The 25,386-nt window shown below is 71.8% G+C and carries 29 protein-coding genes; 19 read left to right on the forward strand and 10 right to left on the reverse strand.

Annotation, left to right across the window (positions count from 1 at the left end):
• Positions 1-42: 42 nt before the first annotated feature.
• The gene (locus HTZ77_RS40395; RefSeq protein ID WP_175595073.1) at positions 43-1,659 is read right to left on the reverse strand and encodes an ADP-ribosyltransferase domain-containing protein; all 1,617 of its coding nucleotides are present in this window, start codon (positions 1,657-1,659) and stop codon (positions 43-45) included.
• A 500-nt stretch (positions 1,660-2,159) separates the two neighbouring features.
• Here HTZ77_RS40395 and HTZ77_RS40400 point away from each other — a divergent pair, with 500 nt between their 5' ends.
• The 3 genes from HTZ77_RS40400 (at position 2,160) to HTZ77_RS40410 (ending at position 4,438) form a co-directional block, all read left to right on the forward strand.
• Positions 2,160-2,837, forward strand: coding sequence for a macro domain-containing protein (locus HTZ77_RS40400; RefSeq protein WP_175595074.1), 678 nt, complete (start codon positions 2,160-2,162; stop codon positions 2,835-2,837).
• Between the two features lie 570 nt (positions 2,838-3,407).
• Positions 3,408-3,914: a hypothetical protein gene (locus tag HTZ77_RS40405; RefSeq protein WP_175595075.1), complete on the forward strand. Its 507-nt coding sequence runs from the start codon at positions 3,408-3,410 to the stop codon at positions 3,912-3,914.
• Positions 3,915-4,036: 122 nt separating this feature from the next.
• Positions 4,037-4,438: a hypothetical protein gene (locus tag HTZ77_RS40410; RefSeq protein ID WP_175595076.1), complete on the forward strand. Its 402-nt coding sequence runs from the start codon at positions 4,037-4,039 to the stop codon at positions 4,436-4,438.
• 212 nt (positions 4,439-4,650) lie between these two features.
• On the opposite strand, the gene HTZ77_RS47060 is transcribed toward HTZ77_RS40410, so the two are convergent.
• Entirely contained in the window at positions 4,651-5,064 is a 414-nt protein-coding gene (locus HTZ77_RS47060; protein WP_328809059.1) for a VOC family protein, read from the reverse strand.
• A gap of 122 nt (positions 5,065-5,186) precedes the next feature.
• Positions 5,187-5,657, reverse strand: a complete 471-nt coding sequence (locus HTZ77_RS40420) for a GNAT family N-acetyltransferase (protein ID WP_175595078.1) — start codon at positions 5,655-5,657, stop codon at positions 5,187-5,189.
• A 110-nt stretch (positions 5,658-5,767) separates the two neighbouring features.
• Here HTZ77_RS40420 and HTZ77_RS40425 point away from each other — a divergent pair, with 110 nt between their 5' ends.
• A complete protein-coding gene (locus tag HTZ77_RS40425) occupies positions 5,768-6,472 on the forward strand; it encodes a hypothetical protein (protein ID WP_175595079.1) in 705 nt (234 codons plus the stop codon).
• The gene (locus HTZ77_RS40430; RefSeq protein WP_175595080.1) at positions 6,466-7,092 is read left to right on the forward strand and encodes a shikimate kinase; all 627 of its coding nucleotides are present in this window, start codon (positions 6,466-6,468) and stop codon (positions 7,090-7,092) included. The genes HTZ77_RS40425 and HTZ77_RS40430 overlap by 7 nt, the downstream gene beginning before the upstream one ends.
• Positions 7,093-7,276: 184 nt before the next feature.
• Here HTZ77_RS40430 and HTZ77_RS40435 read toward each other — a convergent pair whose 3' ends face one another.
• The 3 genes from HTZ77_RS40435 to HTZ77_RS40445 all read right to left on the reverse strand — a co-directional run bounded on the left by HTZ77_RS40435 (position 7,277) and on the right by HTZ77_RS40445 (position 8,621).
• Positions 7,277-7,435, reverse strand: a complete 159-nt coding sequence (locus tag HTZ77_RS40435; RefSeq protein WP_175595081.1) for a hypothetical protein — start codon at positions 7,433-7,435, stop codon at positions 7,277-7,279.
• 71 nt (positions 7,436-7,506) lie between these two features.
• Positions 7,507-8,037, reverse strand: coding sequence for a GNAT family N-acetyltransferase (locus HTZ77_RS40440; protein ID WP_205304576.1), 531 nt, complete (start codon positions 8,035-8,037; stop codon positions 7,507-7,509).
• Positions 8,038-8,081: 44 nt separating this feature from the next.
• Positions 8,082-8,621: a DinB family protein gene (locus tag HTZ77_RS40445; protein WP_175595082.1), complete on the reverse strand. Its 540-nt coding sequence runs from the start codon at positions 8,619-8,621 to the stop codon at positions 8,082-8,084.
• A 71-nt stretch (positions 8,622-8,692) separates the two neighbouring features.
• Here HTZ77_RS40445 and HTZ77_RS40450 point away from each other — a divergent pair, with 71 nt between their 5' ends.
• From HTZ77_RS40450 to HTZ77_RS40485, 8 genes are all read left to right on the forward strand, one after another.
• Positions 8,693-9,604 carry a helix-turn-helix transcriptional regulator gene (locus HTZ77_RS40450; protein WP_175595083.1) on the forward strand — a complete coding sequence of 304 codons (912 nt, stop codon included), beginning with the start codon at positions 8,693-8,695 and terminating at the stop codon, positions 9,602-9,604.
• Between the two features lie 10 nt (positions 9,605-9,614).
• Positions 9,615-10,136: a GNAT family N-acetyltransferase gene (locus HTZ77_RS40455; protein WP_175595084.1), complete on the forward strand. Its 522-nt coding sequence runs from the start codon at positions 9,615-9,617 to the stop codon at positions 10,134-10,136.
• Positions 10,137-10,370: 234 nt separating this feature from the next.
• Positions 10,371-11,753, forward strand: coding sequence for an APC family permease (locus tag HTZ77_RS40460; RefSeq protein ID WP_175595085.1), 1,383 nt, complete (start codon positions 10,371-10,373; stop codon positions 11,751-11,753).
• Complete coding sequence (locus HTZ77_RS40465) at positions 11,750-12,388, forward strand: GOLPH3/VPS74 family protein (protein WP_175595086.1); 639 nt, start codon at positions 11,750-11,752, stop codon at positions 12,386-12,388. The genes HTZ77_RS40460 and HTZ77_RS40465 overlap by 4 nt, the downstream gene beginning before the upstream one ends.
• Before the next feature lie 321 nt (positions 12,389-12,709).
• Positions 12,710-12,982, forward strand: a complete 273-nt coding sequence (locus HTZ77_RS40470; protein ID WP_175595087.1) for a hypothetical protein — start codon at positions 12,710-12,712, stop codon at positions 12,980-12,982.
• 33 nt (positions 12,983-13,015) lie between these two features.
• On the forward strand, positions 13,016-14,047 hold the full coding sequence (locus HTZ77_RS40475) for a MerR family transcriptional regulator (protein WP_175595088.1): 1,032 nt from the start codon (positions 13,016-13,018) through the stop codon (positions 14,045-14,047).
• A 122-nt stretch (positions 14,048-14,169) separates the two neighbouring features.
• Positions 14,170-14,541 (forward strand): DUF6247 family protein, encoded by a 372-nt coding sequence (locus HTZ77_RS40480; protein ID WP_175595089.1) that lies wholly within the window; start codon positions 14,170-14,172, stop codon positions 14,539-14,541.
• Complete coding sequence (locus tag HTZ77_RS40485; protein ID WP_175595052.1) at positions 14,542-14,796, forward strand: hypothetical protein; 255 nt, start codon at positions 14,542-14,544, stop codon at positions 14,794-14,796.
• A 14-nt stretch (positions 14,797-14,810) separates the two neighbouring features.
• Here HTZ77_RS40485 and HTZ77_RS40490 read toward each other — a convergent pair whose 3' ends face one another.
• A complete protein-coding gene (locus HTZ77_RS40490) occupies positions 14,811-16,019 on the reverse strand; it encodes an MFS transporter (RefSeq protein WP_175595090.1) in 1,209 nt (402 codons plus the stop codon).
• A 65-nt stretch (positions 16,020-16,084) separates the two neighbouring features.
• On the opposite strand from HTZ77_RS40490, the gene HTZ77_RS40495 reads away from it, so the two are divergent.
• The 5 genes from HTZ77_RS40495 (at position 16,085) to HTZ77_RS40515 (ending at position 21,923) form a co-directional block, all read left to right on the forward strand.
• Positions 16,085-16,483, forward strand: coding sequence for a MerR family transcriptional regulator (locus tag HTZ77_RS40495; protein ID WP_175595091.1), 399 nt, complete (start codon positions 16,085-16,087; stop codon positions 16,481-16,483).
• Positions 16,483-18,087, forward strand: a complete 1,605-nt coding sequence (locus tag HTZ77_RS40500; RefSeq protein WP_175595092.1) for a serine/threonine-protein kinase — start codon at positions 16,483-16,485, stop codon at positions 18,085-18,087. Before HTZ77_RS40495 ends, HTZ77_RS40500 begins: the two co-directional genes overlap by 1 nt.
• A gap of 35 nt (positions 18,088-18,122) precedes the next feature.
• Positions 18,123-20,606: a molybdopterin oxidoreductase family protein gene (locus tag HTZ77_RS40505; RefSeq protein WP_175595093.1), complete on the forward strand. Its 2,484-nt coding sequence runs from the start codon at positions 18,123-18,125 to the stop codon at positions 20,604-20,606.
• Positions 20,603-21,085 carry a hypothetical protein gene (locus HTZ77_RS40510; protein ID WP_175595094.1) on the forward strand — a complete coding sequence of 161 codons (483 nt, stop codon included), beginning with the start codon at positions 20,603-20,605 and terminating at the stop codon, positions 21,083-21,085. Before HTZ77_RS40505 ends, HTZ77_RS40510 begins: the two co-directional genes overlap by 4 nt.
• A 67-nt stretch (positions 21,086-21,152) precedes the next feature.
• Positions 21,153-21,923 (forward strand): alpha/beta fold hydrolase, encoded by a 771-nt coding sequence (locus HTZ77_RS40515; protein ID WP_175595095.1) that lies wholly within the window; start codon positions 21,153-21,155, stop codon positions 21,921-21,923.
• Here HTZ77_RS40515 and HTZ77_RS40520 read toward each other — a convergent pair.
• From HTZ77_RS40520 to HTZ77_RS40530, 3 genes are read right to left on the reverse strand one after another with little or no spacing between them, the layout of a single operon-like run.
• Positions 21,889-22,707 (reverse strand): FAD:protein FMN transferase, encoded by an 819-nt coding sequence (locus tag HTZ77_RS40520; protein ID WP_328809060.1) that lies wholly within the window; start codon positions 22,705-22,707, stop codon positions 21,889-21,891. The two genes, HTZ77_RS40515 and HTZ77_RS40520, sit on opposite strands and share 35 nt — an antisense overlap.
• On the reverse strand, positions 22,704-23,141 hold the full coding sequence (locus HTZ77_RS40525) for an FMN-binding protein (protein ID WP_175595096.1): 438 nt from the start codon (positions 23,139-23,141) through the stop codon (positions 22,704-22,706). The genes HTZ77_RS40520 and HTZ77_RS40525 overlap by 4 nt, the downstream gene beginning before the upstream one ends.
• Positions 23,142-23,170: 29 nt before the next feature.
• Entirely contained in the window at positions 23,171-24,532 is a 1,362-nt protein-coding gene (locus HTZ77_RS40530) for a ferredoxin reductase family protein (RefSeq protein ID WP_175595097.1), read from the reverse strand.
• Positions 24,533-24,666: 134 nt separating this feature from the next.
• On the opposite strand from HTZ77_RS40530, the gene HTZ77_RS40535 reads away from it, so the two are divergent.
• On the forward strand, positions 24,667-25,386 hold the full coding sequence (locus HTZ77_RS40535; RefSeq protein ID WP_328809061.1) for a response regulator transcription factor: 720 nt from the start codon (positions 24,667-24,669) through the stop codon (positions 25,384-25,386).

A 25,386-nucleotide genomic window follows, 5' to 3' on the forward strand; every position in this document is an offset into this window, starting at 1 on the left:
CGACCAGGAGAGCCCCGCGCACCATGACCGCCTCCGGCGCGCTCACGCCACCAGGTACTGCTCCTCCGACTCCGCGAGTCTCACAGTGCACAGACCGCCGCGTTCGACCTGCACATCCGTCACCTTGAGCTGCGTACCGGGAGCGAGGATGTACTCCTCCTCCCCCGTGAACGCCGAGAACCTGCGGATGCCCACGGCCCTCGCCGGCAGCACCTCGAAGAGGGTCCGCTTGCCGCGGCGGCCGAGGAACGCCTGGGCCACGCTGAGCTTCGACGTGCACGAGGACACGCCCCACCAGGTCACGGTCCGGCCGAGCGGGTACTGCGCCCGCAGGTCCAGCGACACCCCGCGCCACAGCGGCTCCTTGCGGGCCGGCAGACGCGACACGGCCGAGAACAGGAGCCGCAGGTACGGCAGGTACGGGACGACCTGGCCGCGGTCCGGGTTACGGAGGGTCGCGTTGATCTGCCGGTAGAAGGCCGACTCGCACGTGTAGAGGTAGAGCGCCGCGATCTCGTCGGCGGTCAGCTCACCGGGCGCGCCGGCCGCCTGCTTCGTACCGAACTGGTGCGACTGTTCGGCGTGCCAGTCGAGTCCGGACAGCAGCTTGGCCACCGGGCCGATGGCCTCGCGGAAGTCCATGAGCGGGGTGTCGAACACTCCGGTGATCGCGGGAAGGACCAGTCCCTCGTCTTTGACGCTGGCGAGTCGTTCGAGGTAGAGCTGGTGCAACTCCATCGTGGAGGCGATGAAGGCTCCCATCCGGTCGGCGGTGTCCGCGTCCGGTCCGCCGTCCTGGGCGGTGGGCTTGTTCCACCCCTTGCTGGGCAGCCAGTCGATCTCGTCGGCTCCGAGCTCCCTGAGCGCCTCGTTGAGCGTGCCGAAGTGGTCGCCGTCGCAGAAGATGTCGCCCTGGGCGGCGGGGTTGGGGTGGTCGATGTGCCGTACCTCCACCTCGGGGTACTTCTTCTGCAGCCGGAGGACGACCTGCTTCAGGCTGCGGGCGTGCACCCCCCACCACGCGAAGACCACCCCGCGGTCCTGCTCCTCGGCGCTCTGCTTGGCCCTGAGGATCTCCTCGACGATCTTCTCGACGGCCGGCCGCCAGAACGCGGTGTGCTGGTCGGTGCTCATCGCCCCGTCGCTGCTGGCGGTGAGGGCCGCGTTCAGCAGCAGGACGCCCTGGGTGAGCATCGCCTGGAACCACTCCGGCGGCAGCACGGTGTCGTGCTGCTTCAGCAGGGCGCGGATGTCGGCGATGGGCGTCTTCTTGGGGATGCTGTGCTTCCACATCGCCGCGGCCTTGATGATGCAGCGGATGCTGACCACCTTGCCGAACTGGCTGTCCTTCCAGTCGTGGAAGGTGTTGTCGAACATGGCGATGCCGGTGGCGCTCTCGGCCCGGGGATACGGGTTCTGGCCGAAGACGACGACCTTCCACTTGTGCGGCGGGTTCGGCTTGAGCGCCTGGAAGGTCAGCTCCCGGACGGGAACGACCATCGGGCTGCGTCCTGGGCCGATGAACGTCGCCGCGGCCGGCTGTGCCTCGATGACCGGCTTCAACAGCGGTAACCACGGCTCGCCGCCACCGTTGAAAAGCTCGGTGAGGGCCAGGGGGTCGTTGGGGCCGGGCGGGGTGGCGGCGCTGCTGTCTCTCATCATGGGCTCCGTATGGCGAGCCGTGCCGCTGCGGGGCACGGGGGACATGGGGTGGGGGAATTGTGCCGCGTGAAGATCCCGTGCGCGATCTCGGAGCCGGCGTCTCGTTCCTCCGGGAGGCGCCGCTTCGCCGTACAGCCTGGTCCGCGCAGGTCCGTTCAGAGTCGGGGGCGCACGAGGTGAACGCGCGAGCATGGGGGGTGCTGGAACCCGGGGTGCACACGAGCCTCGGCGACGGTCGGAGCCGGGGTGCACACCAGCCTGGGCAACGCTCGGAGCCGGGGCATGGACCAACGTGGGTGTCGCGCGGAGCTGGGGCGTGGACCAACCGGGGTGTCGCTCGGAGCCGGGGCGTGGACCAACGTGGGCGGCGCTCGGAGCCGGGGCGTCCAGGAGCGCGGGCGTCACTCCCCCCGGCCGCGGCCAAGATCTGTTCTGTCGGTGCGCGACGATATCTTCGTCGACGTCGGAAACCCCCATCCCCGCGACCGGAGTGAACCATGATCGTCGACCGTGTGAAGCCGCAGCTCAAGGTAGTGCTGGCGGACGTCAACGCGGAGGTGGTGCAGTCATGGCGGGCGGCGTTCGCCGACACCCCCGACATCGAGATCCACCAGGGCTCGATCCTCGACCAGCACGTCGACGCGTGGGTCAACCCGACCAACTCGCGCGGCCGAATGGACGGCGGGGTCGATGCCGTCATCAAGCGGCACCTCGGGGCTGGGATCCAGCTGCGCGTCCAGCGGGCGATCCGTGACCAGTTCGGGGGGACGCTGCCGGTGGGCAGCGCCGTGTGCGTGTCGTCCGGAGCGGTCAACCCGAAGTTCCTGATCTCGACGCCGACGATGGTGCAGTCGGCGCAGAACGTCAGCGAGACGCTGAATGTGGCGCTGGCGTGCGCCGCCGCGTTCCAGGCCATCCACATGCAGAACGAGAAGGAGCCGGGCAGCATCACGTCGGTGGCGCTGGTCGGCATGGGCGCGGCGACGGGCCGGGTGCCGGCGCGGGTGTGCGCGAACCTGATGTGGACGGGCTACACGCTGTTCAACGACTACTCGTTCCAGGACTACGACGACCTGCGGAAGACGATCAACGAGCAGCTCGACGACCTCGAGGCCCAGCCCGAGGAGACGCGGGTGCGGATCACGCCGCCGGAGTCGCCCCGCTCGCGCGGCTGAACACCCTGACGTCAGCCGTCAGCGAAGCAGTCGGACGCCACACCGGAGTGGCCGGACTTCACCGGAACGGCCAGATGTCGACGGACCGGTTGGAGGCCGGCGGAACGGCCGGATGTCGACGGACCAGCCGGAGGTCGACGGGCCGGCCGCCGAACGCCGGCGGGACAGCCGAAGGTCGACGGGCTGTCCCGCCGAACGCCGGCGGGACAGCCGGAGGTCGACCGACCGTCCCGCCGAACGCCGGCGGGACGGTCGGATGCGCCCGGCATGCGGGTCAGGCGAGCCCGGCCTCGGCAGGAGGTGTGCGTGCCTTTCCCGCGTGCCGGTTGAGGGCGCACGAGCGAGCCCTGCGGGGCGGGCTTGTTCAGGTGGACGAGTCCTGCGAGCGAGCGGGACTTTCGGATGGGCGGGACCCGCGAGCGGACCTTCTTGCCTGCGGCGGCGGACTTGCCACGGCGGGTCTGGCCTCGTGCGTCTGACCTGGCGGGTCAGACCTGGCGGGTCAGACCTGGCGGGTCAGACATGACTCGTTCGACCTGACGGGTTCGACTCGGCGGCTCTGACCTGGCGATGATCCGGATCAACATCGAGGAGACGACGATGGGCGCGAAGGCGCAGCAGGACCCACCACCGAGCGACGCCGAGACCGCCGCGCACATGCGCGACCTGGCCGAGCTGTTCGTGGAGCATTCGCGCGCGGACGGATACTCCTTCGACTGGGACCCGGCGTTCATACACCACCTCGACAACTACTGCACCGAGTTCGTCGCCGCCAAGCCGTCGCCCGAGGTCACGCACAGCGTGATCTTGAGTGCGGGTGCGTACCTGGGTGAGATGATCGTCCGCACTTGCGGGTGGCGATGGGTGTACTGCACCAACGAGAAGGCCGCCGCCGTGGAGAGCCCTGACGGAGTGCGCGGTTATCCGCACAACAAGGTCGCCAAGCGGATCCACGAGGGGACCACGCACGACCTTGAGGCGTTCTTCAAGTACGCCGCCACAGGGGAGGCACCTCGCGGGAGCGCTGCTCGCGTCACCAAGCCTTCGTGGTGGCGACGACTTCGATCACGATCTTGATCGCCACGCCTTCCGCCCAAGGCATCGAGAGGACGGCCGCGGCGCATTCGGCTGCCGAAAGAGAATATTCGCAACGCTTGAATCTTCGAGCCGGTTAAAACGTGCATGCTACGGTTCGAGGTGTGACGGAGTCGACGTTCTCCAGCTCGGATACCGCTCGTCATCGTCGCACGATTTTATGGGCGGACACCGTCGCCCTGTTCTTGCTCGCCGGAACCGGGGCGTTATTATTGCTGAGCCGCGAGACAATGACCGGTGGCATCCTGTCGGCATTGGCGGGCCTGTTCTCGCAGGCATGTGCGGCGGGTGCCGCGGTTGTCCTGGTCGCGGGACTCTGGCGACGGCCCGGCGCACAACCGTCGGGGTTCAGGCTGGCTCCGGCGGACCGTGAATCGCTTGGGCAATGGGCCGCGCGACGGGTCCTGCTGGCACTTTTCTGGAAACTGATGGCGCTCCGCACCGCGGTCAGCATTATTCTTCTCCAAGCAGCCCTGCTGGGCGTTTCCGTGCTCGTTCCCTGGTAGGCGGGCCGCACGGGCATAGCGCCGCACGCGCTGCGCACTGGATTGCGTACGAAGCCCGGAGAATGCCCGGTTGCCGACCTGTTTCTCTGCATCGGGCCATGACAACGTGAGGTCCCCGCGTTCCCCCGCAATCGCGACCGTGTGGCGCGCGGTCAACACGCGGGTGATGGATCAGTTGCCCGACGCGCCGCACGTCCCCCTACGAGGCCGGGTCAGGATTGGCCGGAAGCGACCAGCTCCACCTCGAAACCGTCCCGATCCTCCAGGTAGGCGGCATAGTGCTGCTCCCCACCGGCGTACGGATGACGATCGGCGAACATCAGGGTCCAGCCGTGCGCCGGCGCCTGCTCGACCAGGGCATCGAGCCGGGCACGGCCTTGCACATGGAAGGCCAGGTGGTTCAGTCCGGGGCGGCAGCGGTCGTGCCGGTCGGCGCTGAGCGCGGGTGACTGCTCCATGACCAGATAGGTGTCACCCAGACGCCAGCTTCGTCCCTCGCTCCAGTTCTGGAACTCGGTGTAGCCGAGGGCCGTCAGCAACCATTGCCAGCCGGCGACGGCCCGGGGCAGGTCGGGGACCCAGATCTCGACGTGGTGCAGTGTCCCGGTGACGGGCCCGCCGTCCACAGGTCCGCCGTCCACAGGTCCGTCGTCAGCAGGTCCGCCGTCCACAGGTCCGTCGTCAGCAGGTCCGCCGTCCGCAGGTCCGTCGTTGGCAGGTGTGCCGTTCATCTCGCTCCCCATCGCGATCAGAGGTTCGTCAGGTCCAGTACGCCGACCGTCTGGCCGCCGCTCGTCTCGCCGGTGAGCTGGAACCCCAGTTTCCGGTAGAAGCCCTCCGGCCCGTCCTCGGCCGGCTCCCACGTGACGTACATCTGCCTACCGCCACGACGCCTGACTTCGGCGGCGACCGAGGCGACGGCGAAGCGGCCGACTCCGCGCCCCTGCGCGTCGGGTGTCACGTTGAGACGCCACAGGCCGGACCGGAAGTCGACTCCCTTGCCGTTCCAGTCGATGTCGAGGAACGCCATGAGGAAGCCCACGGGGCTCTCACCGTCGAGGATGAGACGCGGCCAGGCCACCTCCGGGTGGACATAGGCCTCGGCCAGCGACTTCGCCACCGGCGAGACGAAGCGTTCCTGGTCGGGACGGACCTTCACGTCGAGGGCGGCATCGATGTTGGCGGCGGTGATGGGCACGAGCCGGAGGCTTTTCGTCATGACGAGAACGGTAGGGAAGTCACGGGCGAGCGCGCACGTAACTTTCGACAGGGGGGTGGTCGACGATCGGCGGATGACCCGTCCCTGCCGCCGGTGACAGGTTCGCCGTCATGGATACATACTTTCCCGGACGCTGGATCGGCGGCGTCACCCTCGTTCTGGGACCGGTCGTCATGGCGGCCGGATATCTGCTGCGCCAGATGAGCACCATCGTCACCCTCACCCCGCAGCAGCAGGCGTGGGCAGAGGGGCAGCCGTTCGCCGCGTACGGCCAGCTCCTCGCCTACACCTCGGAGCCCGCGCTGCTCACCCTCGCGTACGCGGTGTTCGCGCTGGGGGCGTTGCTGCTCTTCCCCGCCTTCGTCGCCCTCGCCCAGCAGGTGGGGGGGCGCCTCGCCTTCTGGGGCGGCACGTTGCTGGTCGCCGGGCTGTTCGCCCGCCTGTACTTCGCCGGCGCCGACCAGACCGCCTTCCAGCTCACCGAGGCCGTCGGGCTGGACCAGGCGACGAACGCGATCATGAAGGAGTACGTCGACATCGCGTACGGGCCGTGGAGGGTACCGGTCTGGGCGGCGGTCGGGCAGTACGCGGGGTCCCTGCTGCTGGCCGTCGCCGCCTGGCGTTCGCGCCTGTTCGGCGTCGCCCGCGCCGTGATGCTCCTGCTGGCGGGCGGCACCTGGGTGGGGGTGCTGAAGGGCGCCTCGATCCCGGACGTCCTGGTGACCGTCCTGCTCTGCGTGGCGCTGGCGCCGCTGGGGGTGCGGATGCTGCGTGGTCTTCCGCCGGACCGCGGCGCGGCGTCCAGGTGGTGGTGATTCCGTACAGGCCTCCGCAGAATGGCCGGGTGACGGATACGCCATGGATGGTTCTCATCGGGCCGGCGGCGGCAGGAAAGAGCACGCTGGGAGCTCTGCTCGCCGCCTCCACGGGACGCCGGTTCGTCGATGTCGACGAGGTCGGCGGGGCCTACTACGCCGAAGCCGGCTGGACCATGGCCCGGTTACGCGAACGCATTCAGGCCGTCGGCCGGGTGGCCGCCGAACGCGAATGGGAGCCGGCGCGGGCCCACGCCGTGCGGCGGGCCCTGGCGGCTCATCCAGCGGCGATCGTCGCTCTGGGCGCCGGGCACAGCCACTACACGGACCAGGAGTTGTTCGAGGCCGTGCGATGCGCGCTCGCCCCCGTCCCGCACGTGATCCTCGTTCTGCCGTGCGCCCGTCACGACCGGTCGGTGGAGGTGCTTCGCCACCGCAGCATCAGCGTCAAGGGAACCGACTGGATCAATGGGGACGGGCACGATCTCCTCGACGAATGGGTGCGCTGGCCGGGCAACGCGCTCCTGGCCACCGCAACGGTTCACACCGACGGCGAGAAGCCCGTGGAGACCGTCGATCGGCTGCTCTCGATGTGCGGCGCTCACCCCGAGGTGGCTTGATGGCGCGGCGCTTCACGTGGCACAGGCGGCCGAGGCGAAGGCTCATCGTGGAACCGGAGGGCCTGACGTTCGCGTGCCGGCTGGACGGGCGCTGTCCGACCCTCGCGGAGCTCCTGACCTGGCTGGGGCCGACGGTGGAGGGCTACCGGTGGCGGCTGGTGATCGAGGAGATGCTCAGCCCCCGCTACGAGGAGATCGTCGCCACCGCGGAGATCTCTCTCGTGGAGACCGAGTGGCTCGTCGCGATGTGCGGGGACGACACCCAGCTCATCGACGGCGAGCTGATCGCCCACGACGAGGCCGGAGCGCCGGTCGGCCTGACCGTTCTGGCGTCCGACAGCACGTGGTGGACCGTGGAGACGAGGCGGCGAAAGATCCTGGACAGGGTTCGCCGCCTGGTCCGAAAGCGCGGTCTTAAGCGAGCGGCGCGGGGTCGCTGCGCAGCCTGCTGTAGACCCAGCCGTCCCGCCACTGCCCGGCTCGGAACTCGATGGCGCGCAGCACGCCCTCCAGCCGGAACCCCGCCTTCTCCAGCGACTTCTGCTCCGCGATGTTCTCCGGATGCGTGCGCGCCTCGATCCGCTCGACCGGCGTGTGCGTGAACAGGTAGTCGCACAGCATCGTCTGCGCGCGCCAGCCGATGCCGCGGCCGCGCCAGTCGGGCAGGAGCGCGATGCCGATCTCCCAGTACGTCGCGACGCCGACGACGGTCTCGTGCCAGTCCACGAAGCCCGCCGCGGTCTCGCTCCCCTCCACCGCCACCATGAGCCGGCCGTGTTCCTTGCCGAGGTAGCCGTCGGTGGCGAAGCGCCGGGCGGCGGCCTGGGCATCGCGGAAACCGGTCCAGTCGAGCCCGATCAGGCCCGGTTCCGTGGCGAAGCGCCGGAACAGGTCGAGGTCGGCCTCGGTCACCGGCCGCAGCCGCACCACCATGTCACTCGTCATCGAAGGTCACTCGTCATCGAAGCCTCCCGGAAGATCCCACGCCTTCACTCCCCCGTCAGCCCGTCCACCGACTCGCGGATGAGGTCGGCGTGGCCGTTGTGCCGGGCGTACTCCTCCACCAGGTGCAGCAGGATCCAGCGCAGGCTCGGGGCGCGGCCGTCGGACCAGGTGCGGCGGGCGAGCCGGTCCGGGCCGCCGTCGGTCAGCGCCTGCGCCACCAGGGAGCGCGAGCGGTCCACCGCCTCCCGCCAGATGGCGTGGAGCTGCTCGGGGGTGTCGTCGGCGGCCGAGTGCCAGTCCCAGTCGGGGTCGGCCTTCCAGTCCACCGTGTCCCACGGGGGCTGCCGGTCCCGCCCGTGCAGCCAGTACGTGGACCATTCGTCCTCGACGTACGCGAGGTGCTTGAGCATCCCGCCGAGGGTCATCGAGGAGGCGCCGGTGGTCGCCCTGAGCCCGTCGGCGTCGAGTCCCGCGCACTTCCAGGCGAGGGTCGCCCGCTGGAAGTCCAGGAAGCCCAGGACGGTGGCGATCTCGTCGGCCGCGAGAGGGGGCTCGGGGCGGCCCTGGTCGTCGAGGGTCGGCATGGGGGGTGATCATACCGGCAGGGCACCCACCGCATCGCGCCGCAGGTCAGAGGGCTGACACACTGGACGGCATGGCACGTGAGCAGCGCAAAGCCGGCGGCGACGGCTCGGAGCTGGGGCGCTTCCTTCGCGCCCGCCGCACCCAGGTCACGCCCGAGGAGGCCGGCCTCAGGGTCGGCCCCGGTCTGCGCCGCACGCCGGGACTGCGGCGCGAGGAGCTGGCCACGCTCGCCGGCGTGAGCATCGACTACTACATCCGGCTCGAACGCGGCAAGGAGATCCGCCCCAGCCCGTCCGTGGTGGACGGCCTCGCCCGGGCCCTCCAGCTCGATCCCGCGGGACACGAGCACCTGCGCGACCTCGCGATGCGCGCGGTGCGCCACGTCTCCGAGGCGCCGGCGGCGCCCAGCCGTGCCGTGCGGCCCGGGATCGGGCTGCTGCTGGAGAGCCTGCGGCCCAACCCCGCCCACGTGGTCAGCCGTACGACGGACGTGCTGGCCTGCAACCCGGCGGGGCTGCGGCTGTTCGCCGGGATGGAGGCGTGGCCGGCCGCGCGGCGCAACATCGCGCGGTACGTCTTCCTCCATCCCGCGGCCCCCGACCTGTTCGACGACTGGGACGAGCAGATCCGCGCCTGCGTCGGCCGGCTGCGCGCCCTGGCCGGCACCGAGCCGGACGCGCCGGACCTGACCGAGCTCATCGACGAGCTGCTGCTCAAGAGCCCGGACTTCGCCCGCCTGTGGGAGCGGTACGACGTGCGGGCGCACACCCACGGCCGCAAGACCTTCCACCATCCCGACGTCGGCGACCTCACGCTCGGCTACCAGTCCATGCAACTGGAGGGCACGCCCGGCCACCGCCTGGTCGCCTACCACGCCGAGCCCGGCACTCCCGCGTACGACGCGATGGTGCTGCTCGACATGGCCGCGCACGAGGAGTCCTCCTCCCGGGGCCGTGAGGGGACGCCGGTCCGGGACAGCTAGGGTCGGGATCATGGTGGATTGGGTGCGCCTGCGACTGGATGTGGACGGGGTCGACGACGTGGCCTTCGAGCCGTACCTGGAGCGCGCGCACGAGGCGGGCATCGGGCTGACGACCATGGCGGAGCTCGGCGGCGACACCGAGGACCACCGGCGCGCCCTCTACGAGCTCAACAGGACGTGCTCGGCCGACATCCCGGAGCGGGGCGAGTTCTTCGCCTACGAGGAGTTCGTCGCCAGGCGCTTCGACTCGCCCGGCTTCCACCCCGGCGGTGTCGTCCTGGCGGTGCACGACGGCGTGTGGGTCGGGATGTCCGCGACCTCCCTGCACCCGGCCGAGGGCTACGCGTTCAGCGAGATGACCGGCGTGCTCGCGCCGTACCGGGGGAAGGGGCTGTCGCTGGCGCTGAAGCTGCTGGCGATCCGTTTCGTCCGCTCGTCCGGGTACGGGCTGCTCAGGACGTTCCACCACCCGCTCAACGCGTCGGCGATCGCGATGAACCGGCGCCTCGGCTTCACCGACGACCCGGCCTGAAGCCCGCCGTACCGCGCGGGGACGCCTTCGCCGGTTTTCGGCGGGGATTTCGGTCACCTTACGATCACCTTGCGGCCACAACAGGCACTCAATGCCCGTTTGCACCTTCCGCCCCTTGCGGCGCGACCCTCCGCTACGGGAGGATCACTCGTTGAAATACCGCGATGTCCGTGACCCGTCCGGACCGGCGGCCACCCCCCGCACACCGGTGCATGACGACTTGGAGAGACTGTCGTGCAGCCTCAAGAGCAGATCGAGCAGTTCGGCTATCGGCAGGAACTGCGGCGCGGCGTCGGAGCGGCCGACCTCGTGTTCTACGGCCTCAACTTCATGGTGCCGATCGCCCCCTTCGCGATCTTCGGGCTCGTGTACTACCGCTCGGGCGGCATGCCGGTCCTCGCGTACCTGGTCGGCATGATCGCCCTGCTGTTCACCGCGGCCTCGTACGCCCAGATGGTCAAGGCGTTCCCGCTGTCCGGATCGGTCTACAACTACGCCAGCCGCGGCATCAGCCCGGCCGTCGGGTTCATGACGGGCTGGGCGATCCTGCTCGACTACCTGCTGCTGCCGAGCCTGCTCTACCTGGTCGCGTCCCTGGCCATGAACGAGACCGTGCCGCAGGTGCCGGTGTGGGGCTGGCTGATCATCTTCGTGGCCGTCAACACGGTGATCAACCTGCGTGGCGTCCGCATGACGATCAGGCTCACGCGGGTGATGATCGCCGCCGAGCTGGTCGTGCTGGTGCTGTTCCTGGGGGCCGGCATCTGGGCCCTGCTCCAGGGCGCGGGCCACGGGTTCAGCCTCTCGCCGCTGTTCAACCCGGACACCTTCTCGTGGCCGGTGATCTTCGCCGCGGTGTCGGTCGCGGTCCTGTCGTTCCTCGGCTTCGACGGGATCAGCATGCTGGTCGAGGAGTCCACCGGCGGGTCGGCGCAGGTGAGCAAGGCCATGCGGTTCGCGCTGATCCTGGCCGGTGTGCTGTTCATGGTGCAGGTGTGGGTCGCCGCCCTGCTCGTGCCCGACCCCGCCACGCTGCTGAACCACGACACCGGCACCGCGTTCCAGGACGCTGCGGCCGTCGCGGGCGGCGAGTGGCTGCGCGAGCTCACGTCGAACGCCACCGCGATCTCCTGGGGCGTGGCCAACACGCTGGTCGCCCAGGTGGCCGTGTCGCGCCTGCTGTACGCGATGGGGCGCGACCGCCAGCTCCCGTCGTTCCTGGCCAAGGTGTCGGTCAAGAACTCGGTGCCGACCAACGCCATCCTGCTCGTCTCCGCGCTGTCCATCGGGCTCGGGCTGTGGATGTCCTCCCTTGAGGACGGCGTCGACCTGCTCGGCAGCCTGATCAACATGGGCGCGCTGGTCGCCTTCATCATGCTGCACGTGTCGGTGATCGTGCACTACGTGATCAGGAAGCGCTCGGACAACCTGTGGGCGCATCTGATCTCGCCGCTGATCGGGATGGCGATCCTCATCCTCGTCGTCATCAACGCCCACGTCCTGGCGCAGGTGACCGGCTTCGTCTGGCTCGTCGTCGGTGCGATCTTCCTGGCCGGCATGTACGCCACGGGACGCCGGCCCGTTCTGAGTGGCCTCGACGCGAAGGAACCGGTGTGAACCGGCTGCCGCTCCACCAGGACCTCTACCTCATCGCCCACAGCGAGGCCGGCAAGCTGCTGACCCACCAGTCGTCGCTGGCGCTGGGGCTGGCGGGGGCGGTGCTGGCCGAGCTGCTCCTGGACGACCGTGTCGCCGTCGTCCAGGGCCGGGTCACCGTCTTCGAGCGCAGCCGTACCGGTGACCCGATCGCCGACGCCATGGTCGGCCTGATCCCCCAGGACCGGGGGCACGAGGACGTCAAGTTCTGGATCAAGACGGCGGCGAAGGACATCTACGAGCGCACCCGCGACGACCTGGTCGCCAAGGGTGTGCTCGCCCCGGTGACCAAGCGTCGCATGGGCATGCTGCCGTACCTGCGCTACCAGCTCACCGACATCACCTGGGCCGTGCGCGCGTCGTCGGGGGTGCGGGCGGCCGCCGAGAGCTGGAAGGAGGCGGACACGCGCTGCGCCGTGCTGTGCGGCCTGGTGTCCGTGCTGCGGGTGGAGGCGGAGCTCTACCTCAACCAGCCGACCGGCCGGCTCATCGAACGGCTGCGCGCCATCGCCGATGAGGACTCCCCCGAGGCCAAGCTGGTCGTGGACCTCGTGGACACGCTGGTCGCCGAGGCCGCGGTCGCCGTCTACCGCTGACCCCGCGGCGCGTCAGAGGGGCTGCTCCAGGAGGCGCTTCATGGGCCGGAAGCCGACCGCCTCGTAGAACGAGCGGGCTCCCTCGTTGAAGTCCCAGACATCGGTGACCATGCGCCTTCGCCCTCCTGGAGTTCGGCGACGAAGATCCGTGCGGTGTCCTGCCGGAGCTGCCCGGCGAAGCGCGCCGTGAGCTGCTCGACGTCGGGGACGCCCTGGAGCGACGGCACCTCTCGTGACGGGCGTCCACAGGCTGTGGACCGGGCGGCCGCGGCCGGCCGTGCGACCATGGGCACACCGGACGACAGACGGGACGGACGAGCTATGACGGACAAGCAGCCTACGACGATAGGCCGCTGCTACGGCTGTGGCCGCACGTTCGCCTACGACCCCGCGACCGCCACGATGTTCGCCGTCGACCCCGAGACCGGCTTCCCGCCCGGGATGACGGCCTTGGGCTCCGTCCGCGAGCCGAGCCCGGAGGCCGTGGCCCGCGCGGTCGAGAAGCCGGTCTGCCCGACGTGCGTGGAGCAGGCGAAGCGGTTCCTGGAGGACGCCGACGCCCCGCCCCCGCTGAAGCCCTGGCACCGCCCTTGAGTCTCCCGTCAGGGGAGACGGCAAGGTGGGGGCATGGACGGCGACGCGCGCTACTCGATCGGTGACCTGGCCCGGCGGACCGGGCTGACGGTCAAGGCCATCAGGTTCTACTCCGATCAGGGCATCGTGCCGCCGATCGGCCGCACCCCGGCCGGTTACCGCCAGTACGGCGTGGACGCCGTCGCGCGGCTGGATCTCGTACGGACGTTGCGTGAGCTCGGACTGGACCTGCCCACGGTGCGCCGGGTCGTGGACCGGGAGGTCGCGCTGCCCGAGGTGGCCGCGGCGCACGCCGAGGCGCTGGCCGTGCAGATCCGGACGCTGCGGCTGCGGCGCGCGGTGCTGACGGCGGTGGCCAGGCGCGGGTCCACCCCGGAGGAGATGGAGCTCATGCACGCACTGGCCAGACTGTCGGAGGACGAGCGGCGGCGGCTGGTCGAGGACTTCCTCGACGCCGCGTTCGGCGGCCTCGGCGAGACGGACGCCACCGGGACCGAAACCGGGACCAGGGACGGAGACGGGGACGCGACCGGGACCGGGGCCGGGGCCGGCACCGCCGTGGGGGCGTTCGCCGGGATCAGGCGGTCGATGACGCCCGAACTGCCCGACGACCCCGAGCCCGAGCAGGTGGAGGCGTGGGTGGAGCTGGCGGAGCTCTCCCGCGACCCCGATTTCCGCGCCGCGATGCGCCGTGTCGCCGAGGAGCACGCCGCCGGGACGGTGCCCGGCGCCGTGCCCCGGCCGCACGCGGTGGCGGTGGTCCGCCAGGAGGCGGGGCCCGCGGTGGCGGCCGGCCTCGATCCGGCGTCCGAGGAGGCCGGCGCGGTCGTCACCGCGATCCTGACCCGATATGCCCGGCTCTCCCCACCGCCTGGTCCAGCCGCGGAAGAGGACGACGGGCGGCTCCGGAGGCGGCTGCTCGGCCACCTGGAGGCGGTGAACGACCCGCGCCGTGAGCGCTACCTGCGGCTGCTGGCCGTCGTCAACGGCTGGCCGCCGCCCGAGAGCCTGACGCCGCCGCTCGACTGGACCGTACGCGCCCTGCGCGCCCACACACCGGACTGACCAGGTCGAACTCCGCGCGAATTCCGTCCGGGAAAGGCGACCCGGCAGCTAAGCTCGAAGACGCATCCGCGTCCGGCCGACTCCCCACGCGGGACGGCCTGTCAGCGCAAGGAGGGGGCGACATGACCGCCGAGCCACACGAATACGTCAGCGCCCGGACTCCGGAGCAGACCCTCCAGTCGCTCAAGGTCGATCGCAGTCCTCGGAACATCCGCGCCTGTCTGCCCCCTGAGGACCGGGAGAGCTTCGACAGGGACTATCGGCAGGCCATGGCCCGGGCGACGGACGAACTGGACCTGACCCCTGTCAACGATCTGCTGGCCCACTGGTGGCACATGGCGCGAATGAAGGCTACGGGCGAGTACGAAGAGATCGTGCGGCATGCCGCTCTCGTGCAGGAGCATATCGAGCGCGAAGAACACGTCTCTGGACGCCCGCTGCGGGAGGTCCTCGCCGAGCGGGCCGCCGAGCTCGGCGTGGAGCTGGACCTCTAGATGTACACGGTCGGCCATGGCAAGCAGGTCGACGAGCCGGTCGCCGCCCTGCCTGCCGAGGCGCTCGCGGCGTTCCACGAGGTGACGGTGTTCCTTCAGGTCGCCCCGTGGAACGGGCACCCGTTCATGAGGGAGCGTCCCGACTCGCCGATGCGCACCCGAACGTTCGGGGAAGGCGGAGCTGGAATGGTGACTTACCTCATCGTGGAGTACCGCCGCCTGGTGGAGATCATCCACGTCGTCTGGTACGCCTGACGCCGCCGCCGTCCTCAGGTGACGCGGCGGGGCGGGAAGGCGTGGCGGCGGGCCAGGAGGACGGCGGCCAGGGTGGGCACCAGCAGGGCCAGGGTGGTCCACGCGAACGCGCCCGTCCCGAAGAGGTCCAGCAGGACGCCGCCCACCGCGCCGCCGGCCGCCATGGCGGCGTTCCACAGCGTGACCAGCGCCGCCTGCGCCGTGTCGGCCGCCTCGCCGCCCGCGTCACCGGCCGCCGTCTGGAGCAGCGTGGGGACCCCGCCCCAGCCGAGCCCCCACAGCGCCGCCGCCGCGTACACCAGCGCGGGGTTGCGCGCGGCGATCGCCAGCACGAAGGCCGCCACGGCGACCAGGATCGCGGCCGTGATCGTCAGCGGGCGCAGGCGGCGGTCGATGTTCGCCCCGACGAGCCAGATGCTCACCAGCGAGGCGACACCGAAGATCAGCAGCACGAGGTCCACGGCTCCGCCGAGGCCGTTGGCGTTCAGGAGCGTCGCGACGTACGTGTAGAGGATCGTCTGCGCCAGCACGAACAGCAGGGTCACCAGCAGCACGGGCGTGACGCCCGGCACGGCGAGCGTGCGCAGGAGGGCGGGACGGCCGCCGGCGGGTTGGCCGGGGTGGTCGGGGACGAGCGCGGCGATCCAGGCGAGCAGGACGACGGCGATCGCCGTCATCGCCCAGAACGTCACCCGCCACCCCAGCGCCGCGCCCGCGAAGGTGCCCGCGGGAACGCCCAGCGACAGCGCCGCCGGTATGCCCGCCATGACGATCGCCATCGCCTTGCCCTGCAGGTGGACGGGGGCCAGCCGGCGGGCGTACCCGGCGAGCAGCGCCCAGACGACCCCCGCGGCCACCCCGGCGACGAAGCGCCCCGCCAGCGTCAGCGGGAAGGACGCCGAGACGGCGGTGACGGTGTTGGCCAGGGCGAACCCCGCCACGCCGCTCAGCAGCAGGCGCTTGCGCGGCCAGCCGGCCGTGGCGGCGGACAGGGGGATGGCGGAGACGGCGGTGCCGATCGCGTAGACGGTCACGAGCTGTCCGGTCGCGGACTCGCTCACGCCCAGGCCGGCGCTCATGGCGGGCAGGACACCGGCGGGCAGGGTCTCGGTGAGTACGGTGATGAAGGCGGCCGTGGCCAGCGCCAGCAGCGCCCCCAGGGGCAGACGTTCCCCCGGGATCGCGGTGCGGGGCGGGGCGGGCCGCGTGATGCGGTCACTCATGCTGCGTATGCTCGAACCATCACATAGATGTGAGGGTCAAAGCGACGACATGTGAGGTCGGTCACGTGCGGATCGGAGAGCTGGCGGAGCGCACCGGCACGCCGCGGCGGCTGCTGCGATACTACGAGGAGCAGGAGCTGATCATGCCCACCCGGTGCGCGAACGGCTACCGCGACTACGACGAGAGGTTCGTGGACCGGGTCGTGCAGATCCGGGGGCTGCTCGACGCCGGGCTGCCCACCCGGATCATCAAGCAGATCCTGCCCTGCCTGGACAAACCCCGTGTGATCCACTTCAAGGACGCCACGCCGGAGATGCTCGCCACCCTGGAGGGGGAGCTGGACCGCATGAACCACCGCATCGCCTGCCTGACCCGCAACCGCGACGCGATCGAGGAGTATCTGGGAGTCGTGCGGCAGGACAAGGCATCCGGGCCGTCCGCGCAGTCGCCCGGCGGCCGCTGATGCAGCCGCTGCGACCGCTCCGCTCCACGGATCCCCGGGAGATCGCCGGGTACGTGCTGCACGGCCGGCTGGGCGAGGGCGGGCAGGGGACCGTGTTCTTCGGCACGTCGCCGGCCGGGGTGAAGGTGGCCGTCAAGCTGCTGCACGACGGGTTCGGGTCCGGCTCCGAGATGCGGCGCTTCTTCGACCGGGAGCTCGCGGCGCTCCAGCGGGTGGCGCCGTTCTGCACGGCCCGCGTCCTGGCGGCCGATCCCGGCGCCGATCCGCCGTACGTGGTCAGCGAGTACGTCGAGGGGCCGTCGGTGCTGCAGGCCGTGCGCGAGCGGGGCGTGCTGAGGGGCGCCGACCTCGACCGGCTGGCCATCGCGACGGCCACGGCGCTGGGCGCCATCCACGCGGCCGGGGTGGTGCACCGCGACTTCAAGCCCGCGAACGTCCTGCTCGCCGCCGACGGCCCGCGGGTCATCGACTTCGGCATCGCCCGGCCGCTCGACGCCTCCTCCGCCACCGTCAGCGGCGCCGTCGGCACGCCCGCGTACATGGCGCCCGAGCAGCTCTCGGGCGATCCGGCGGGGCCGCCGATGGACATGTTCGCCTGGGGCTGCACGATCGCGTTCGCCGCCAACGGCCGGCCGCCGTTCGGGCACGAGCAGCTCCCGGCCGTCATCTACCGCATCATGCACGCCGAGCCGGATCTCGGCGCGCTGGGCGGGAGGTTACGGGAGTACGTGGCCGCCTGCCTGGCCAAGGACCCGGCGCGGCGGCCGAGCGCGCAGCAGGTGCTGCTGGGGCTGATGGAGGACCGGCCGGGCGGGGCGGGCTCTCCGTACCTGATGACACCCCCGCGCCCGATGGCGCCTCCGCAGCCCCAGGGGGCCGTGAGCACCCCGCCGCCTGGGAGGAAGGACACAACCCGGCCGGGGCAGGAGCGGGCCCGGACCGTCGTCCGGTCGGTCGTCGTCGTCGCAGCCGCCGCCGCCCTGGTCGTGGCGGCGGTCTTCGTCACCACGAACCTCGGGCGAGGCTCCGGCCCGACCCCGTCCCCCACCCCCTCGACGGCCACGACGCCCGCCGCCTCGGCCGCCGGCCAGCTCAGCCGCACGCCGCGCCTCGGGCTTGAGGTCTGGCAGGACGGCGCCGCGAGCCCGCTCAGCCTGTCCGACCTGGACCGGCCGGTCACCACCGTCGCGATGAAGCGGAGCCCGTTCGAGCTGCGCTTCCCCACGCTGAAGAAGGACGAGGCGCTCCAGGTCTGCGCGTGGACCGACGACTCGGTCTTCTCGATCACCGACGGCGGCAAGGTCGCCGACCATCCCTGTTTCCGGCCCGGCACCGGGATCGCCGACTACGAGTACGGCTCCGGACGGCTGTACCTGAACAACGAGGGCCACAACTACCTGGTCGGCACCCGCGTCTCCCACCAGTCCGACACCCAGGACAAGGTCTTCGTCTCCCGGTTCTTCCGCGACAAGGCGGACACGGCGGTGGCGGACCAGCGGCAGGACGTGTACCTGACCGTATTTCGCGACCTCGACGGCGACGGGACGTTCAAGCGGGCCGGCGAGGGCGAGTACGAGTACGTGATCCTGCATTTCCCCACGTGACGCGTGTCCCCTCGCGTACGGGGTAGCGGTGCGGGATGCCGAGAGTCGACAGGATCGCCGAACCGTGGGGCACGCGCACGCCGTACGGGGCCGGGGACGAGTGGCCGGTGCGCGTGGACCGCTTCCTCCAGGAGGGGGTCCGCGAGGAGGACGTGGAGCGCTGGGCGCAGAGCGCGTCGATCCTGCACAGCAACGGCGACGCCCTGGACATCGCGGTCAGCGACGGCCGCATCGTGGGGGTCCGGGGCCGGGCCGCCGACCGGGTCAACCGCGGCCGGCTGGGCCCCAAGGACCTGTACGGCTGGCAGGCGAACCACTCGCCGGACCGGCTGACCAGGCCGCTCGTGCGCGAGAACGGCCGGCTGGTCGAGGCCGACTGGGACACCGCGATGGAACGCGTCGCGGGCCGGGCCAAGGAGCTGCTGGACGAGCAGGGCCCGAGCGCGCTCGCCTTCTACACCACCGGCCAGCTCTTCCTGGAGGAGTACTACACGCTCGGCCTCATCGCGCACGGCGGCATCGGCACGAACCACGTGGACGGCAACACGCGGCTGTGCACGGCCACGGCGGCGGCCGCGCTGAAGGAGTCGTTCGGCAGCGACGGCCAGCCGGGCTCGTACGCCGACGTGGACCACGCCGACGTGATCGCCCTGTACGGCCACAACGTGGCCGAGACCCAGACCGTGCTGTGGGCGCGGATCCTCGACCGGCTCGCCGGGCCGAACCCGCCCGCGCTGATCTGCGTCGACCCGCGCGAGACGCCCGCCGCCCGGGCCGCGACCGTGCACCTGGCCAACCGCCCCGGCACGAACGTCGCGCTGATGAACGGCCTGCTCCACGAGATCATCGCCAACGGCTGGATCGACGAGGACTACCTGCGCGACCACGTGGTCGGCTTCGAGGAGCTGCGCGAGCGGGTGGCGGACTGCCCCGCCGAGGAGGCGGCGCGGATCTGCGACGTGCCGGTCGGCAGGCTGCGCGAGGCCGCCCGGCTGATCGGCACCGCCGACCGGCTGCTGTCCACCGTCCTGCAGGGCTTCTACCAGTCGCACCAGGCCACCGCCGCGTCGGTGCAGGTCAACAACGTCCACCTGGTACGCGGCATGCTGGGCAGGCCCGGCTGCGGCGTCCTGCAGATGAACGGCCAGCCCACGGCGCAGAACACCCGCGAGTGCGGCGCCGACGGCGACCTGCCGGGCTTTCGCAACTGGTCCAACGACGCGCACGTGGCGGAGCTGGCGCGGATCTGGAACGTCGACCAGCTCGCCATCCCGCACTACTCGCCGCCCACCCACGCCATGCAGATGTTCCGCTACATCGAGGAGGGGTCGATCCGCTTCCTCTACGTCTCGGGCACGAACCCGGCCGTGTCGATGCCGGAGCTGCACCGGATCCGCTCGATCCTGGCCCAGGAGCGGTTGTTCCTGGTGGTTCAGGACATCTTCCTGTCGGAGACGGCCGAGCTGGCCGACGTGGTGCTCCCGGCCGCGACGTGGGGCGAGAAGACGGGCACGTTCACCAACGCCGACCGCACGGTCCACCTGTCGGAGAAGGCCGTGGACCCGCCCGGCGAGGCCCGTCCCGACCTCGACATCTTCCTCGACTTCGCGCGCCGCCTCGACCTGCGCGACAAGGACGGGGCGCCGCTGGTGAAGTGGAGCGACCCGGAGGGCGCGTTCGAGGGCTGGAAGGAGTGCTCGCGCGGGCGGCCGTGCGACTACAGCGGCCTGTCGTACGAGAAGCTGCGCGGCGGCAGCGGCGTGCAGTGGCCGTGCGACGACGCCCACCCCGACGGCACCGAGCGGCTCTACGCGGACGGCGCGTTCTGGAGCGCGCCGGAGGTCTGCGAGGACTACGGCCGCGACCTCGTCACGGGCGCGCCGCTGTCACCGACGGAGTACAAGGCGCTCAACCCGGACGGCAAGGCGGTCGCCAAGGCGGCCGAGTACATCCCGCCGCACGAGCCGCCGGACGACGAGTTCCCGTTCGCCCTGACGACGGGGCGCACGCTCTACCACTTCCACACCCGCACCAAGACCGCGCGGGCCCCGCAGCTCCAGCGGGCCGCTCCCGAGGTGTGGGTGGAGATGTCGGCGGCGGACGCCGAGCGGCTCGGCTTCGCCGAGGGCGACCTGCTGGAGGTGGCGACGCGGCGGGGCGGCGTCCAGGCGCGGCTGCGGGTCGGCGGGATCCGCGACGGCGTGGTGTTCCTGCCGTTCCACTACGGCTACTGGGACCGGCCGGACGCGTACGACCCGGAGAAGGGCCCCGACAAGGGCATGGGGCGGGCGGCGAACGAGGCCACGGTCACCGACTGGGACCCCGTCTCCAAGCAGCCGCTGTTCAAGACCGCGGCGGCGCGTGTCTCGCTGGTCGAGCGCGGCAGGGGGCTGCCCGCTCCGGCGCCGACGACCACCGCGTCCCGGCCGGCCGGGCCGGAGGGCGCGGTGCCCGCCACGAGCGGCGGGGCCGAGGCGGAGGCCGAGGAGTCCGTGGCGGCGTCGGGAGGGGCGCGATGAAGCTCGACCTGGTGATCAAGGAGCTGCACCGCTCCGAGAACGAGCTGGCCCACGTCCTGCTGCGGCTCTCGGAGCGGCACAAGACCGACCACGAGACGTACCACGTGGCCCGCGACCTCGTCCGGTGGTGCCACGACCACGTGCGGGAGCTGGCCCGGATCGGCGAGGACTACGGCCTGAAGCTCGACGCGGAGCCGGCGGGCGAGTCCACGGTGGCCGAGCGGGTCCGGGAGAAGGCCGCCGAGTGGCTGGGCCGCCGCAAGGAGCCGGGGCTGCTGCTGCTGGCCGACCTGCGCCACCTGTACCGGGTCGCGTCGGGGGTGTCGCTGGACTGGGAGCTGCTGGCCCAGGCGGCGCAGGGCGCGCGGCGGAAGGAGCTGCTGGAGCTGGCCGAGCGGTGCCATCCGCAGACGCTGCGGCAGGTGCGGTGGGCCAACGCCCGGCTGAAGGAGTCGGCCACCCAGGCCCTCGTGAGCTGATCAGGCCGGGGAACGGGCGGTCCGGCCGCGACGTTGGGACGGGGAAAGGCGGGACACGGACGAGTGGGTGAAGGACTTGGGGCGGGTGCACGTGGACGAGCGCTGGGACGGTGCCGGAGGGCCGCGGGTGCGCAGTCTCGAAACCGGACGGGAGAATCCCGATCGCCGGACCGTGGTCGTCGTCCCCGGGCTCGGAGCCCTCGGTTACCTGTTCGACACGCTGGCCGGGTGTGGCCCGTGGGCGCGCTCGTTCCTGCTGGACGTGCCGGGGTTCGGGCGGCGCCCGCCGTGGTCGTGCGCTCCCGAGCTGCCCGCCGTGACGAAGCTGGTCACGCGGTGGCTGGAGAGCGTGCCGGCCGGGCCGGTGGTGCTGGCCGGGCACTCCACGGGGGCGCAGGTCGCGCTCCGGGTGGCCGCCGAGCGGCCTGATCTGGTCCGGGCGCTGGTCCTGCTCGGGCCGACGTTCCCGCCGAGCCTGCGCACCGGCCCCGGCCTGCTGCTGCCGTACGTCCGCACGACCGGGAACGAGCCGGCGGGCCTGCTCAGGGCGACGATGCCGTACTACCGGAGGGCGGGGCTGAAGGCGCTGGCCCGTTTCGTGCGCACGGCGCAGGAGGACGAGCCGGAGAAGCTGGCGCCGGCCGTGTCGTGCCCGATGGTCGTCGCCCGGGGCGTCCATGACGCGTTCTCGCCCCAGCCGTGGGCGGACCGGCTGGCCGCGGCGGCCGCCGACGGGCGGTCGGTGACCGTGCCGGGGGCGCACGCCTTCCCGTACCAGCACGGCGGGCTGACGGCCGCGCTCATCAGCGGGGCGGCCAAGCGGGCAGGAATCCTCTGAACTCTGGCGGCACGTGGCGGTGGAAGCCGCTGGTCCGCCACGTCTCCCCCGCGGCCGTGACCGCCAGCGCCTCCAGGTCGTCCATGTCCTCCACCCAGTCGCGGGCGGCCTCGCCCATGGCGAAGGCGGCGGTCGCGTAGGCGTCCACGGTCGTGAGGCGGGGGCCGACCAGGGTGACGGAGGCGAGGGCGGTGGCGGGGCGGCCGGTGTGCGGGTCCACGATGTGGTGACCGCGCTCGGCCGTGCCCGAGGTGGCGACCGCCAGGTCGGATCCCGCGACCACGGTCGCCAGCGCACCCCGCGCCGGGCGGCCGGCCGCCGTGGGCGGGGCGGCGACGCCGACGCGCCAGGGACGGCCCGGCTCCGCTTCGGCGCCGAGCCGGACGTCTCCTCCGCCGTTCACGGTGTGCCGGGGCGCGCCCGCGGCCGTGAGCAGGCCGGAGGCGCGCTCGATCGCCCATCCCTTGACCAGTCCCGACGGGTCGAGGCCGGCCCCGGGGGGCCGGGCGGTGAAGTACCCGCCGGTGTCACGCTCGACCCGCGCGCACAGGTCGAGCACCTCGGCCACCTCGGCGGGGCAGTCCGCGAGGCCGAGCTCGCCGCGGCCGAGCCGGCTGACGGGGCTGTCGTCGCGGTAGGTGGAGAAGACGGCGTCCACGTGGTGCAGCCAGGCGACCGCCCGGCCGACGCCCTCCGGGTCGTCCGTCCCCCGGACGTCGAAGGAGAACACGGTGCCCATGACGTGCTCGACGTGCCGCGTGGCGGGGGCGGCGCCGGCGGTCACAGGCCCGCCTGGTCGATGGCGCTCTGGAGGGAGGCGACGTAGCCCTCGCTGGTGTACGTGGCGCCCGAGACAGTGTCGATCCGCGCGCTCTGGGCGGACAGCGTCTCCTGCCGGAGGACGGGCAGGGCGCGCTCGTTGATCTCGATGTCGCGGTGGTTGGTGTCGGGCGCCTGGAGCACCTCGATGCGGGTGATCTTCTTGTCGGCGACGGTGATGCGCACCTGCACCGGGCCCCACCGGGTGTCGGCGGCGTCACCGGTGTAGGTCTGCCCGCCGGAGGCGGCGGTGTCGCCGGACGTGCCGGAGCGGCCGGCCGGGGCCTGGGCGACCGCGGCCGGAGGCGTGCCGGCGCCGGTGATCTGGTGCGGTTTGAACGACAGCAGCAGCACCAGGCCCGCGGCCGTGACGACGATGGCGAGCAACGCCCTTCGCATCGGGACTCCCCCTGAACTCCTGGAACTTCCTAGAACGTGAACGACTCGTGGTGGACGCGACGGGCCGGCACCCCGGCGGCGCGTACCGCGGCGATCGCGGCCCGCGTCATCGCGGGCGGCCCGCACACGTACACGTCGTGGTCCGGCAGGCCGGGCGCCAGGCGGGCGAGCACGGCCGGGTCGAACAGCGGCTCCGCGTCGTCGCGCGGCCCGGTGGAGAAGAACAGCCGGGCGCCGCGGGCGACCGCGATCCGCTCCAGTTCCTCCCGCAGCACCAGGTCGGCTTCGGTGCGGGCGCGGTAGAGCAGGGTCACCTCGCCGGGCAGCGTCTCGAACAGCGCCCGCAGCGGCGTGATCCCTACCCCGCCGGCGATCAGCAGCGCCTTGCCGCTGCGGCGCAGGCGGCCGGTGAGCCCGCCGTACGGGCCCTCGATGACGACGGGGGTGCCGGGCCGCAGCCGGGTGAGGGCGGCGCTGTGGTCGCCCAGCGCCTTGACCGTGATCCGCAGCGTCCCGCCCGGCGCGGCCGACAGCGAGTACGGGTTGGCCGACCACCACAGGTCCCGGGTGAGGAAGCGCCAGCGGAAGAACTGGCCCGGCTCGGCCCGCAACCGGTCCAGGCCCCGCCCGGCGAGGTGGACGGACACCACGTCGGGCCCCTCACGGGTCACCGCGGCGACGCGCGGCCGGTGCCGCAGCGACAGCCGGACCGGTCCGAGGAACCGGTACCAGACGACCAGCGCCGCCACCCCGAGGTAGAGCGCGTACCAGGCGGCCCGGGCCACCGCGTCGCCCGTGAACTCGGCCCCGGTGGCGAGCTGGTGCCCGAACGCCAGCCAGGCGACCAGGTAGGTGGAGAAGTGCAGGTGGTACCAGGTCTCGTAGCGCAGCCGGCGCCGCGCCGCGCGGGCCGAGACGATCCCGGTGCCGACGAGCAGCAGCACGGCGACGGTGGCCTTCAGCATGTCGGGGAAGGTCAGCACCATCGTGACCGTCTCGTCCACCACGCCGGTCCAGTCGGCCAGCGCGTACCCCCAGACGACCGTCAGGGTGTGCGCGACCGCGAGCCCGACGACGTACCTGCCGCCCATGGCGTGCCAGCGGGTGAGCCGGTCGGTGCCGACGCCGTGCTCCAGGGCCGGCACCCTGGCCATGAGGCCGATCAGGACGGCCAGCGCGTACCCCGCGAGCAGCCCGGTGACGCGGGCGCCGTTGGTGAGCCAGCCGTCGGCGCCCGCCACGTACGGCGTGTCGCGCCACCACAGCGCGACGACGGCCAGCGCGCCCAGCCCGATGAGGGCGAGCACCGGTCCGGGGCGGGCCACGACGGCGCGCCGGGGCGCCGGGGCCGGCGGCCCGGACACCCGGGCGGGGGCGTAGGCGGTGGTCACGGATCCTCCTCGCGTCGCTCGCACGCTGCTCGCGTCGGTCCGACCGTGCCAGCCGAACCTCTGAAGCTCCTCTGAAAGACCCCGTGCCAGGACATTTCAGAGGAGTCTCAGAGGCGGCACATATGTTGTGGGGCGTGGGGGTGAAGATGACGACGATGACGCGTCCGGACGGCGCGCCGATCCGCGTGCTCGTCGTGGACGACGAGCCCGACATCGTCGAGGTTCTGGAAGAGGTGCTGCGCCAGGAGGGGTGGGAGGTCCGCTCGGCCGGTGACGGGCCCTCGGCGGTGCGGGCGGCGGACGGCTTCCGTCCCGACGCCGTCGTGCTGGACGTGATGCTGCCCGGCTTCGACGGGCTGGAGGTGATGCGCCGCGTCAGGCGGGACGCCCCCGAGGTCTGCGTGCTGTTCCTGACCGCGCGCGACGCCGTGGAGGACCGGGTGGCGGGCATCACGGCGGGCGGCGACGACTACGTGACCAAGCCGTTCAGCCTGGACGAGGTGGTGGCGCGGCTGCGCGGGCTGCTGCGCCGCGCCGGGATGGCCCGCGCCGGCAACGGCAGCCGCCTGGTGGTCGGCGACCTGGTGATGGACGAGGAGGCGCGGGAGGTGACCAGGGGCGGGACCCTGATCGACCTGACGCCGACCGAGTTCGAGCTGCTGCGGCTGCTCATGTGCAACCCGCGCGTGGTGCTCAGCAAGGCGCGGATCCTCGACGACGTCTGGTCGTACGACTTCGGCGGGCAGGCGCACGTGGTGGAGCTGTACATCAGCTACCTGCGCAAGAAGATCGACGCCGGCCGCGTCCCGCTCATCCACACCGTGCGCGGCGTCGGCTACGTGCTCAAGCCATGA

The organism is Nonomuraea montanisoli, from assembly GCF_013363975.1.
GTDB classification, from domain to species: domain Bacteria; phylum Actinomycetota; class Actinomycetes; order Streptosporangiales; family Streptosporangiaceae; genus Nonomuraea; species Nonomuraea montanisoli.